The 12515-nt window shown below is 62.1% G+C and carries 12 protein-coding genes; 1 reads left to right on the forward strand and 11 read right to left on the reverse strand.

Annotated features, from left to right (window positions below):
• Window positions 1-12: 12 nt before the first annotated feature.
• The 11 genes from ABAC460_RS29895 to ABAC460_RS29945 all read right to left on the reverse strand — a co-directional run bounded on the left by ABAC460_RS29895 (window position 13) and on the right by ABAC460_RS29945 (window position 10786).
• Complete coding sequence (locus ABAC460_RS29895) at window positions 13-1422, reverse strand: NAD(P)(+) transhydrogenase (Re/Si-specific) subunit beta (RefSeq protein WP_023452287.1); 1410 nt, start codon at window positions 1420-1422, stop codon at window positions 13-15.
• Entirely contained in the window at window positions 1422-1748 is a 327-nt protein-coding gene (locus ABAC460_RS29900; protein ID WP_023452288.1) for a proton-translocating transhydrogenase family protein, read from the reverse strand. Before ABAC460_RS29900 ends, ABAC460_RS29895 begins: the two co-directional genes overlap by 1 nt.
• Before the next feature lie 4 nt (window positions 1749-1752).
• Entirely contained in the window at window positions 1753-2886 is a 1134-nt protein-coding gene (locus ABAC460_RS29905; protein WP_023452289.1) for a Re/Si-specific NAD(P)(+) transhydrogenase subunit alpha, read from the reverse strand.
• Between the two features lie 211 nt (window positions 2887-3097).
• Window positions 3098-3667: a DUF4287 domain-containing protein gene (locus tag ABAC460_RS29910; protein ID WP_023452290.1), complete on the reverse strand. Its 570-nt coding sequence runs from the start codon at window positions 3665-3667 to the stop codon at window positions 3098-3100.
• A 5-nt stretch (window positions 3668-3672) separates the two neighbouring features.
• Window positions 3673-3927, reverse strand: a complete 255-nt coding sequence (locus tag ABAC460_RS29915; protein ID WP_023452291.1) for an aa3-type cytochrome c oxidase subunit IV — start codon at window positions 3925-3927, stop codon at window positions 3673-3675.
• Window positions 3928-3996: 69 nt separating this feature from the next.
• Complete coding sequence (locus ABAC460_RS29920; protein ID WP_162150295.1) at window positions 3997-4890, reverse strand: bifunctional helix-turn-helix transcriptional regulator/GNAT family N-acetyltransferase; 894 nt, start codon at window positions 4888-4890, stop codon at window positions 3997-3999.
• A gap of 126 nt (window positions 4891-5016) precedes the next feature.
• Window positions 5017-5658, reverse strand: coding sequence for a hypothetical protein (locus ABAC460_RS29925; protein WP_023452293.1), 642 nt, complete (start codon window positions 5656-5658; stop codon window positions 5017-5019).
• Window positions 5655-7298: a tetratricopeptide repeat protein gene (locus ABAC460_RS29930; protein WP_023452294.1), complete on the reverse strand. Its 1644-nt coding sequence runs from the start codon at window positions 7296-7298 to the stop codon at window positions 5655-5657. Before ABAC460_RS29930 ends, ABAC460_RS29925 begins: the two co-directional genes overlap by 4 nt.
• 103 nt (window positions 7299-7401) lie before the next feature.
• Window positions 7402-8667 carry a Xaa-Pro dipeptidase gene (locus tag ABAC460_RS29935; protein ID WP_023452295.1) on the reverse strand — a complete coding sequence of 422 codons (1266 nt, stop codon included), beginning with the start codon at window positions 8665-8667 and terminating at the stop codon, window positions 7402-7404.
• A gap of 62 nt (window positions 8668-8729) precedes the next feature.
• Window positions 8730-8993, reverse strand: a complete 264-nt coding sequence (locus ABAC460_RS29940; protein ID WP_023452296.1) for a hypothetical protein — start codon at window positions 8991-8993, stop codon at window positions 8730-8732.
• Window positions 8990-10786 (reverse strand): M3 family oligoendopeptidase, encoded by a 1797-nt coding sequence (locus tag ABAC460_RS29945; protein WP_031236439.1) that lies wholly within the window; start codon window positions 10784-10786, stop codon window positions 8990-8992. Before ABAC460_RS29945 ends, ABAC460_RS29940 begins: the two co-directional genes overlap by 4 nt.
• 228 nt (window positions 10787-11014) lie before the next feature.
• Between ABAC460_RS29945 and ABAC460_RS29950 the strand changes: the two genes are divergently transcribed.
• On the forward strand, window positions 11015-12466 hold the full coding sequence (locus ABAC460_RS29950) for a sigma-54-dependent transcriptional regulator (RefSeq protein ID WP_031236440.1): 1452 nt from the start codon (window positions 11015-11017) through the stop codon (window positions 12464-12466).
• Window positions 12467-12515 lie beyond the last annotated feature (49 nt).

The following is a 12515-nucleotide window of genomic DNA, read 5'->3' on the forward strand; positions in this document are numbered from 1 at the left end:
GCCCCCCTCGCCTTAAAGTCCTTTGACGATGCCTTCGACCATCTTCTTAGCGTCGGCGAAGAGCATCATGGTGTTGTCGCGGAAGAACAGCTCATTCTCCACGCCGGCATAACCTGCGGCCATACCACGCTTGACGAATAGCACCGTGCGGGCTTTTTCGACGTCCAGAATCGGCATGCCGAAGATGGCCGAGGTCGGGTCGGTCTTGGCGGCCGGGTTGGTGACGTCGTTGGCGCCGATCACGAAGGCCACGTCGGCGGTCGCGAATTCGCTGTTGATGTCCTCGAGCTCGAAAACCTCATCATAGGGCACATTGGCTTCGGCCAGCAGCACGTTCATGTGGCCGGGCATACGTCCCGCCACGGGGTGGATGGCGTACTTCACCTCGACGCCTTCTTCCTTCAGCTTGTCGGCCATTTCGCGCAGAGCATGCTGGGCCTGGGCTACGGCCATGCCGTAACCCGGCACGATAATGACCTTGGAGGCGTTCTTCATGATGAAGGCGGCGTCGTCGGCCGAGCCCTGTTTGACGGGGCGGGTTTCGACCTTGCCTTCGCCGGCGGCGGCGGTGTCGCCACCGAAACCGCCCATGATGACGCTGAAGAAGTTGCGGTTCATCCCCTTGCACATGATGTAGCTGAGGATGGCGCCGGACGAGCCGACCAGGGCGCCGGTGATGATCAGAGCGATGTTTTCGAGCGTGAAGCCCAGCGCTGCCGCAGCCCAACCCGAGTAGGAGTTCAGCATCGACACGACGACGGGCATGTCGGCGCCGCCGATCGGGATGATCAGGGTGATGCCGAGGATCAGGGACACGGCGAAGATGCCCCAGAAGGCCCAGGTGGCGCGGCCGTCATTGATGATCATGATCACCACGAGGGCGACGATGGCTATGCCCAGAGCGATGTTGAGCAGGTGCCGCGCCGGCAGGATGATCGGCGCACCCGACATATTGCCGTTCAGCTTGGCGAAGGCGATGACCGAACCGGTGAAGGTGATGGCGCCGATGGCGCAACCCAGGGACAGTTCGATGATCGACTGCAGCTTGATGCCGTCCAGGCCGTTGTCGATGTGGAAGGCGCGCGGGGCATAGAGGGCGCCGATGGCGACCATGCAGGCGGCCATGCCGACCAGGGAGTGGAAGGCGGCGACCAGTTGCGGCATGGAGGTCATGGAGACCTTACGCGCAATGACAATCCCGATCGTGCCGCCGGCGGCAATGCCGGCCAGGATGATGACGATGGTCACTGGATCAAGGGCGTTGTTGTTCAACAGAGCGAGCAGGGTGACGCCGACGGCTATGGCCATGCCGACCATGCCGTAGAGATTGCCTTGGCGTGAGGTCTCCGGTGAGGACAGGCCGCGCAGGGCCAGGATGAACAGGACGCCGGAAACGAGATAGGCGAGGGTGATGAGTTCCATTAGTGCTTACCCCCTGCGATCTTCTCTTTTTTCTTGTACATGGCCAGCATGCGACGGGTGACCATGAAGCCACCGAAGATGTTGACGGCGGCCAGGGCCGAGGCGATGCCGCCAGCGCCCTTGGCGATCCAGGTGTTGATGTCGAGGCCGGCCGGGCCGGCGGCCTGGGAGGCGGCGGCGATCAGGGCGCCGACGATGATGACCGAGGAGATAGCGTTGGTGACGGCCATCAGCGGCGTATGCAGGGCGGGTGTGACGCTCCACACGACGTAGTAGCCGACGAAGATGGCCAGAGCGAAGATGGCAAAGTGGTAGACGGTTTCCATCGGGTTATCCTTTCAGATTCGGATGGACGACCGCGCCGCCCTGGGTGACCAGCGACGCCTTGAGGATTTCGTCCTCGAAGTCGGGCGCCAGCTTGCCTTCCTTGTCGATCAGCAGGCCGACAAAGGCCTGCAGGTTTTTGGCATAGAGCGCCGAGGCATCGGTGGCGATGGTGGCGGCTATGTTGGAAAAACCTATGATCCTGACGCCGTTGACATCGACGACCTGGTCGGCGACGCAGCCTTCGACATTGCCGCCTTGGGGCGCGGCCAGGTCGATAATGACCGAACCGGGCTTCATCGAAGCGACCTGCTCCTTCGTCACCAGGATCGGCGCAGCGCGGCCGGGGATCAGGGCGGTGGTGATGACGATGTCCTGCTTGCCGATATGGCTGGTGATCAGCTCGGCCTGCTTGGCCTTATATTCCGCCGACATTTCCTTGGCGTAGCCGCCGGCGGTCTGGGCGTTTTTGAATTCTTCGTCCTCGATGGCGATGAACTTGCCGCCGAGCGATTCGACCTGTTCCTTGGTGGCCGGGCGGACGTCGGTGGCGGTCACCACGGCGCCGAGGCGGCGGGCGGTGGCGATGGCCTGGAGACCGGCGACGCCGACCCCCATGATAAAGGCCTTGGCCGGAGCAACGGTGCCCGCGGCGGTCATCATCATCGGGAAGGCCTTGCCGTAGGCGGCCGCCGCTTCGATGACCGCGCGGTAGCCGGCCAGGTTGGCCTGGGACGACAGCACGTCCATGACCTGGGCGCGGGTGATGCGCGGAACGAATTCCATGGCATAGGCATTGGCATTGGCTGCAGCCAGGCCGTTCAGGGCGTCCTTGTCACGATAGGCATCGAGTTGGGCGATGACCGAGGCGCCGGGTTTCAGCGCGGCGATTTCGCTGGCCTGGGGGCTGCGGACCTTCAGCACGATATCGGCGCCGTCCAGGGTTTCCGTTGTCGTGCCTGTGATGGTGGCGCCGGCGGCCGTGTAGGCCTCGTCGCTGATCGAGGCGCTTAGCCCCGCGCCGCTCTGGACGCGGACGGTCTGGCCGGCGCCGGTCCATTTCTTCACCGTATCCGGCGTCGCGGCGACCCGCGTCTCACCGGCGTGCGATTCCTTGAGAATTGCGATGGTAACAGCCAAGTTGTTTTCCCTTATGTGGCAAGGAAGTAAGCAAGTTTACCCGCTGCGACTCTGACGGCCGCCTGGTTAATTATGGCTTGTTATGGGCAAACGACGGCTGAGTCAAAGGACGGTTGCGTGATATATCGTGCCGGTTGACGTTACCGTCGCTAAACTAAAGCCTCATGCCCAAAAGTGGTCGCCACTTTTGGGATAAACATGAGGCGTCAACCTAAGATTTGTCAGCAGCCTGGCGCAGCAGCGTAAGCAGGTTGTCATCGGCCACATCGGGGCCGGTCAGGGTAATTTTGGACTTCAGCCGTTCCGACCAGCTTTCCTTGCCGCAGGCTTCAAGGCGCGGATAGGTTTGCGGCGATAGCGCAAGGCCCAACAAAGCCTGGCCGCCACGGACGGGTTTCAACGCCGCGAACTGAACCTTGCGTGACCAGGCGCTGTAGCCCTTACGCTGGGTCGGCACGACGTCGGAGATTTGTGAAATCAAGGCTTCGATCGCCTGAAGGATCGCGGCGCTCTGGGCGTCCTTCCACAGGGCGGCACGCAGGGTATCGGGATCGTCCCACAGGCCGGCTGGGTTCAACGCGTCAAGGATTTGCGCGGCACGATTGACGCCCAGGCCATGATTGGCCTTGAGCCAGGCGGATTGTTTTCCTGTGGTCGTCTCAGGGCAGTCGCGCCGGACGATCTCGACCCATTCGGCCAGGGTCTTGCCGGTGTCGCGTTCCAGCGACGCCTGGACGGAGGCGAACCACTTCTGCTGACGCTCGGTGAGATTCGCCACCATCAAGCTTAGTGGACCGGGTCGGCCTTCTTCTTCAGCAGGAACCAGCCGCCGGCGGCGACGACCACAGCCGAAATACCGGCGGCGATCAGGCCCAGCTTGGTGCAGGTCAGGATGATCACGAACACCAGGAAGACGGCCAGGTTCAGGCTGCCCCACTTGGTAAGGGCCGCAAACAGCGCGTAGGTGCCGCGATGCTGATGGATATCCATTTCGCCGCGGACATAGTCGCTGTGGCTGTCGTGATCGTGATGGTCGGCCATGGGGTCCTCGAACGAACGCAAAATCAGTAGATTCTTCCCGCTCTTACAAAAGCGCAAGGCTTTGGTCAATCATGTGAGGACCTTTTCCAGCGAGATGTCCGAGCGCTGGTAAAGTTCGTGCAGCCCCGTGGCGCTGTCGACATAGCCCAGCTTGTGGTAGGTCGGCACGGCGTGCGGCAATTTGACGGAGGAAACCAGGTAGAGTTTGGTCAGGCCCAGAGACCGGGCATGGTCCTCGATGGCGGCGACCAGGGCAGTCCCGATGCCCTTGCCCTGAAAGACGGTCGACACCGCCATCTTGGCCAGTTCGTACATATCATCCGAGCGTTTGACCAGGGCGCAGGTGCCGACGATCTGGCCATGGACCGCGGCCATGTAGATGGCGCCACCGGGGGCAATGATCAGGGCGACCGGATCGGCGAACATCTTGCGATCGACCGGTTCGACGGTGAAATACTGTTCCAGCCACTCGGTGTTAAGCGCTTCGAAATAGCGTTGGTGGCGGTCATGGTCGTAGGGCAGGATTTCCAGGCCTTCGAGGACATGATCGCGTTTCAGCACGGTCTTCAAGCCGCGCGGAATCGCCCGGTCGTCGACGGCTTCCTCGAGGCGGGCGACCAGTTTCAGAATCTGTTCGGCTTCCTCGCCCGGGAAGGCGGTTTCCAGTGCCTGGCGCAGGACGAACCAGGCGGGCTCCAGCCGCGTGTGCAGGACCTGGCCCGGAGCGGTGAGGGTGACCTGTTTTATGCGGCCGTCGTTGGGATCGGGGGTAAGCTCAATCAGGCCGGAGTCGACCAGTTGCTTGCAGAAAGCGTTGACGGCGGCGTGCGATACGCCAAGCTGCTGCGACAGCGCCATCATGCCAATGCCGGGTTGATTGTGGACCGTGCGAAACAGCGGGAACCAGCGCGGTTCGAACTCGAGCTTGTACTCGTCGTAGAAGGCCTTGACGGTGGCCATCATGTTTTCGCTCAACACGCGGAAACGGGTGCCGAGGGCAAGGATACCGAGGTCTTGAAGCGCTTGCGTCATAAAATACGTAATAAATTACGTAAATGCTTCCGTCAAGTTTGGCGCTGATGGGCAGGGCTATCGGACAGAGCAGTCCTCGGCGACCGAGATGGTGCGGGCGGAAACGGTACATACCGCCTTGCCTTGGTCGAAACCGCAGATGGTGCCGCCGCGATAGGAGCGGCAGGTCCAGCCGTCGGCTTCGACGCGCACACCCTTCAGGCGGAATTCCCCGGAAGCATAGCCGGCGCAGGTGGTGTCGCGGGCATAGGATTCGGCGGACGCTAAAGCGGCGGCACGGGCGGCGGCCTCGGTCGGGTAAGGCGTCAAGTCCGCCCGATGGGCCACGGGCAGTACGAAATCCTGCGGCGCCAGGAAGGTTTCCGACTCTATGCGTCGCGCGGCGGTAAGGCGCGCCGTTGCCTGGGAGGCGAATTCTCCGTCGGCATAGGTGGCGATGTAGGTCCGATAGCCATCGCAGGTCTGGCCCTTGGCCGCGCTGTCCCACATCTTTTGCTCCGCCGGGGAGGCGACACCCTGCAGGTGCAGGACCGAGCAGACGGGACGGAACCACGACTGCTGGCACATGAACTGACCGGCGCCGCCCAGGTCGCTGATGACGCCCAGCGCAAGGAGGCCGGCGGTCAGTGAGCCGCCCGTGGCAAAGGGCGATTTCCTGAAAACGGATGTGATGCTGTCAACGACACCGAGAAAGGTCATGGTTGGGTTCCTGAGGGGGTGTCGAAGCCGTTAACGGCGTCTTGCATCATCACGTAATAGGGATCATCGGACGTACGCCAGTGACCGCCGGTCTTCATGCGGTCAGCCTGGGCCAGGGTGCGCGCCCAGGCGTCGCGCGAAGGTTCGTTTTCGGCGATATTCCAGTAACCGGCGAGCAGATCGTGTTGGGCCTGCGGATTATCGGGCAGGCGTTTTGCCACCGTCTCCCGGATGGCCAGGGATTTGCGATATAGCCCGAGCGCGGCTGGCCGGTTATCGGGCTTCTCTAGGTCGGCGAGGTCATCGTAAATGACGGTCAGGCCGCGCTGAACCTCGAAATTGTCGGGCACACTCTGCGCCAGGGGCTCGGAAATCGCGATGGCCTTGTGAAGATAGTCACGCGCCGTGGTCGGGTCGTTGGCCTTCACCAGATTGGCAATGCGTTCGTATTGGTTGGAAAGGTCGGATTGCGCCTGGACATTGCCGGGCAGGCGTTGAACCACCTCTTCCTTGAGCGCCAGAGACTTGCGGTAGGCGTCGAGCGCCCCGGCTGGATCGCTGGTCCGGAGCAGATCGCCGATGTTGGTATAGCTGACGGACAGGTTGCGCCGTGCCGCGGCGTTGTCGGGCTCACGCCGCACCAGGTCCTCCCTTATGGCCTGTGACTTCTGGTACAGGGCCAGGGCGGCTTTGTCGTCATTGCGGGTCATGTCGGCGACACGTTCATAACTGACCGAAAGCGCCAATTGAGCCTTGAGATCGTCGGGCAGGTCTTGCGCCCGGGCCTCGGTCAGGGCCAGCGACTTGCGATAATAGTCGAGGGCGCCGGCCGGATCCGACATTTCCAGCGCCCGGCCCATTTCGTTATACAGCCCCATGCGTTCGCGGTCGTCCTTGACCTGGGGCAGGAGCGACTGCGCCAGGTCGTAGGCCTTGGCGTCTTCGCCACCATAGAAATACAGCCGCACCAGCGAGATGCCGCTCCAGATATCGGACGAGTCGAGCGCCTGCGCCTTCTCGAACGCCGCGATGACCCGGCCGACCGGCACCTGGCCATTTTCCAGCTTGCGGCGCAGGGGCTCCGCCACAAGGGTACGCAACTGCGCCGCCTGCTGGATGTCCTGGATGCGGCGGGCCAGCATGGCGGTGGTCTCGATATAGTCTTCGTTGCTTTCGATTTCATCGAGGGTCGGCTCACGCGCCGCCAGCATTTCCAGCTTTTCGGCGATCTGCGGGTCGTCCGACAACGCCGCACCGCGCAGGGCGCGTTCGTAGACGGCCAGTTCCTGTTGCGCGCTGGCGTCTTTTTGCAGGATCTGCGCTGTCAGCCGGTCGCGTTCGTCGAGCGCCGCCTGCAGCGCGACACCGGCCTGCTTGTTTTGCTTGGACAGAGCCCAGTTCTTGCGGATCAGGGTCTCGTTTTCGTCGAGCAACTGGTTTTGCGCCGCGGTCGCCAGTTGCCGTTCGCGCACCAGGTCGGCGGCCTTCTGACCCTGCAGTTGCTGGACGACCTGGCGTTCGCGCTGGTTGACGTCGTTGCGCGGCGCCGCAGCCGACGTATGAACGGTCTTCGCCTGTACGACGGGCGCGGCCAGGATCGCCGCGACGAACATTGTCAGGATGATTTTGCCGCCCGTCATCGCGTGTCTCCAGCCAACTCATAAGAGTTAACGCTGAAAATAACCGCGTTGTCAAAGCCCGAACGGTATCTTTCCACCCTGATTTTCGCCTGGGGAGCGAATATCAATCCTTACGGACGACCTCGCCGCCCTTCATGACGAAGACCGGCTTTTCCAGCACCGTCACGTCGCTCAGCGGATCGCCGGTGACGCCGACCAGATCGCCATAGTGACCGGGCTTCAGGCTGCCGACATCGTCTTCCCAGCCCAGAGCCTGAGAGGCCGTGACGGTGGCCGACTGGATGGCCTGAAGCGGTGTGGCGCCGTACCGCACCATGACCGCGAACTGTCTGGCGTTGTCGCCATGGGGGTAGATGCCGGCGTCGGTACCGAAGATCATTTTCGCTCCGGCCTTCAATGCCTTCTTGAAGTTCTGGCGTTGGGCTTCGGCCAGTTCGAGGTCCTTGCGCAGGTTGTCGGGCAGGACGCCGTTCTTGGCGCCTTCGGCCTGGGTGTAGTCGGTGTTGTAGATGTCCATTGACAGGTAGGTACCGTGCTGGATGGCCAGCTTGATGCCTTCGTCATCGATCAGCGAGGCGTGCTCGACCGTATCGACACCGCCGATGATGGCGGCCTTGATGCCTTCGTAGCCGTGGGCGTGGGCGGCGACGCGCAGGCCATCCATATGGGCTTCCTTGGTGATGGCGGAGATTTCCTCGACGCTCATTTGCTGGGCGCCCGACGATTTGCCGCGCGAGAAAACGCCGGCGGTGGCGCAGATCTTGATCACCGTGGCGCCATATTTCCGCAGGGTCCGCACGGCTTTGACGCCTTCGGCTGGGCTGTCGGAATTGAAGGGTTCCTTGGCGTTGAAAGAGGCCGGGAAGAAGGTTTCGTCGCAGTGGCCACCCGTCGCGCCGAAGGCATAACCGGCCGTGTCCATGCGTGGCCCCGGTACATAGCCGGCGTCTATGCCTTCGCGCAGGCCGACGTCGTTCCAGTCGCCTGAGCCGACATTGCGAATGGTTGTAAAGCCGGCGTTCAGGGTCTTTTCGGCATTCGCAACGGCGACCGTCATCCAGAAGCGGTCGGAAAACTCCAGATAGGTATAGCCACTAAACCGGGGATCTGTGTCGATATGGACATGCATGTCGATCAGGCCCGGCAGCAGGGTGACTCCGGGCAGGTCGACCCGTTCGGCGCCGACCGGAATGGCGACACCGGCGCCGGCCGCTGTGATCCGGCCATCGGTGATAACGACGACGGGTTTGCTGATGATCTTGCCGGTCTCGACCTCGATCATGCGATCGGCGGTTACGGCAACGGTCTTGGCGTGGAGGCCTGTGGCGGCGAAGGCCAGTGCGGCGAAGGCGACGGCGAGAGTTTTCATGATCCGGCTCCTGAGGATTCTGGGAGGCGACCACAAATTCTCATCTTAGGCAAGTTGTGCGACTAAAAGTGCACCCACACCTGGGCTAGCGGATGGTGCAGTTTAATCTCTTCAATGGTTTCAGCGAAGCGTGCCGTCGTCACGTCGTAGGCCAAACGCGTCATGTTGAAGCCCTTTTCCTTATAGCGCTCGAACTCGCCATCGGAGAGCGCAGTCTTGCTCAGCCAGATGGCGGCCTCCCTGCAGTCATGCGCCGTCATGAGGTCGTACCAGCCCTCTTCGGATGTGACGAGATAAATCGGAACCTCATTCATTTCGTCGATCATAGCAATGCCTCGAAACCGTCGATCAGGCCTTCCAGGCGAGCGCAGCCCATTTTCCAGAAGGCCTTGTCGCGTGGGTTCATGCCGAAGGGCGCCAGGGCCTCGGTGTAGGTCTTGGTACCGCCGCCTGACAGCAGGGCCTTGTACACCGGTGTAAAGGCTTGCGGATCCTGGCGGCGCTTCTCCATCAGGGCCGAGACCAGCAGGTCGCCGAAGGCATAGGCGTAGACGTAGAACGGAGCGTGGACGAAGTGGCTGACATAGGCCCACCAGTATTCGTAGCCTTCGTTCAGCTTGATCGCCGGGCCCAGGGACTCGCCCATAACCTCCAGCCAGATGGCGTTGATCTGTGGGACCGCGACTTCGCCGTCCTGGCGGGCGGCGTGGAAGCGTTCCTCGAAGCGGTGGAAGGCAATCTGACGGATGACGCTGTTCAGCCCGTCCTCGATCTTGCCGGCCAGCAGGGCCTTCTTGTCGTCGGGCGAGGCATCGGCGACCAGGTGCTCGAACACCAGGCCCTCGGCGAAGATCGACGCGGTCTCCGCCAGGGTCAGGGGTGTGTCGGCCAGGATGGAACCCAGGGGTTGGCACAGGGTCTGGTGGACGGCGTGGCCCAGTTCGTGGGCCAGGGTCAGGACTTCGCGGCGGTCGCCGGTGAAGTTCAGCATGACATAGGGATGGCGGTTGGCGGTCACCGGGTGGGCATAGGCGCCCGACGACTTGCCCGGGCGCGGCGCGGCGTCGATCCACGGCCGGTCGAAGAAGACCTGGGCGCGGTCGGCGAACTCGGTTCCCATCTGGCGGAAGCTGTCCAGAACGATCTTCTTTGAGTCGTTCCAAGCGTATTGCTTCTGGGTTTCCTGGGTCAGGGGGGCATTGCGGTCCCAGAAGTCGAGTTGCTTCTTGCCGAGGATCTTGGCCTTCAGCTTGTAATAGCGGTGCGACAGGGCGGTGTAGGATTCCGCCACGGCATCGGCCATGGCGTCGACGGCGTCCTTGTCGACCTCATTGGCCAAGTGGCGCGAGGCCGCCGGGCTTTCATATTTGCGCCAACGGTCTTCGACTTGCTTTTCGAAAGCGAGTGTGTTGAGCGCGAGGGCCAGGACCGGCGCGTTTTCTTTCAGCGCTTCGGTGAGGCCACCGGCGGCCGCCTTGCGCACCGCCGGCAGCGGCGATGACAGCCGGGTCAGGGCTTCGTTGAGGGTGAGAGATTCTTTGCCCACCTTGGCACGCAGCCGGGTCAGGGTCTCGTCGAACAGCCGCGTCCATTGGCCGACCGCCGGAGCGCGTTCAAGCAACAGCCGCTCCAGCTCAGCCGACAGTTCGTGCGGGCGTGAGGCGCGGATACGGCGCAGCCACGGGCGCCATTTCTGGGCCTTGTCGACGGTTTTGAGGGCCTGTTCGATCTCCCAGTCATCGAGCTTGTTCAGTTCCAGGCTGAGGAACAGGCTGTCGGCCGATATCATGGCGCCTTGCGCGCCGAGGTCGGACTGCAGCTTGGCGATCTGCGGGTTTTCGCGGTCGATGGTCGAGGCGAGGGTGGCGTAGGCCATGGCGCCGCCCATGTCGTCCATGGCTTTTTCGTAAAGCGACGCTGCCTGGTCGATCAGCAGACCCAGGCGTTCGGCATTGCCGCGTGCCGACAGGAAGGCCCCCTGCAGCTTGGCCAGTTCCTTGATGTGACCTTCGCCGGACGCGAAGTCCTGGGCGATCTTCGGATCTTCCGGTCCGGAATAGAGGTCGGTGAGGTCCCAAACGGGAAGGGCGGAATCGAGGTTGTTCGGCATCTGTGTCATGCATCGGGCATAGCCAAATTCCCGTTTGAAATCGAGATGGTTTTTCTTCCCGCTGTGGATGAAAGCTTTCTCGTTTTTTTGGCTCGCCCCATTGGGGATAACCGTACAGAAACGGGACATTAACCCTCTCCTTCAATTCGATGTTCAACCTCTTTGGCTACAACTGTCTCAAAACAAACGTACCTCGCCTTTGCGGGGCGCGTCTCAAAACGAGATGGTGTGCTGAAAATGGCCAAGACGATCCTGATCTGTGACGATGATCCGACGCAACGCCGCCTGATCCAGGCCGTGCTGGAGCGTGAAGGTTTCATGGTCATGCACGCCGAGAACGGCGCCCAAGCCTATGATCGCCTGACGACCCTGCCCGGGATCGACGCGGTCATCCTGGACCTGGTCATGCCGGGACAGTCGGGCATCGACACCCTCAAAGAAGTCCGCGCCGCGGGTATCCGTACGCCGGTCGTGGTTCTAACGGCTTCCGGCGGGATCGACACGGTGGTCAAGGCCATGCAGGCCGGCGCCCAGGACTTCTTTATCAAGCCGGCATCTCCTGAACGTATTCTGGTATCCGTGCGCAATGCCCTCCAGATGGGTGACATGGCCGCCGAGGTCACGCGCCTGAAAAAGCATGTCGGTAATCGCATTTCCTTCGACGATCTGATCGGCACGTCGCCGACGATGTTGATGGTGCGCCGCCTGGGCGAACGCGCCGCCAAGTCTTCCATTCCCGTCCTGATCCTGGGCGAAAGCGGCGTCGGTAAGGAACTGATCGCCCGCGCCATCCAGGGTTCGTCGGAACGCGCCGGCAAGCCGTTTGTCGCCGTCAACTGCGGCGCCTTGCCGGAAAACCTCGTAGAATCAATACTTTTTGGCCACGAAAAGGGCTCGTTTACCGGCGCTTCGGACAAGCACCTCGGCAAGTTCCAGGAGGCCAATGGCGGGACCCTGTTTCTCGACGAGGTCGGCGAACTCCCGCTGGACATGCAGGTCAAGCTCCTGCGCGCGCTGCAGGAAGGCGAGATCGATCCAGTCGGCTCCAAGCGCCCGGTCAAGGTCGACGTCCGCATCATTTCGGCGACCAACCGCAACCTGGCTGACCAGGTCAAGGCCGGCCAGTTCCGCGAAGATTTGTTCTATCGACTCAATGTCTTCCCGGTCGAGGCGCCAAGCCTGCGCGAGCGCCGCGACGATATTCCGGCGTTGATCGAGCACTTCGTCCGCCGCTTCAATGTCGAAGAGGGCAAGAGAGTCACCGGCGTGTCCAGTGAAGCGCTGCAGATGCTGTGCGCCTATGAGTGGCCGGGCAATGTCCGCCAATTGGAAAATACGGTCTACCGCGCCATCGTCCTGGCCGACAGTCCGTACCTGCAAGCTTTTGATTTTCCGGCAATTAGTGGTCAGGCCATGCCGATGCCGGCGGCTGAAGCGCCGCGCATGGGGGTGGTGGAAGCTCACCACGAAGCCATTAACGCCTTACCGGATGCACCGGTGCGGATCCTTGATGCGGCAGGGCATTTGCGCAAGCTGGAAGACATCGAACGCGATCTGATCGAACATGCTATCGGCGTCTATGCCGGCCATATGTCGGAAGTCGCGCGGCGACTCGGAATCGGAAGGTCGACCCTCTACCGCAAGGTGCGTGATTGTGGTCTGGAAGGGCTGGTCAAAGAGGCCGGCTAACAGTTCGCAAAAACTGGAAGTGTAGGCGGCGGGTCGTTTGATCCGCCGT

Source organism: Asticcacaulis sp. AC460 (assembly GCF_000495795.1).
Lineage (GTDB): Bacteria > Pseudomonadota > Alphaproteobacteria > Caulobacterales > Caulobacteraceae > Asticcacaulis.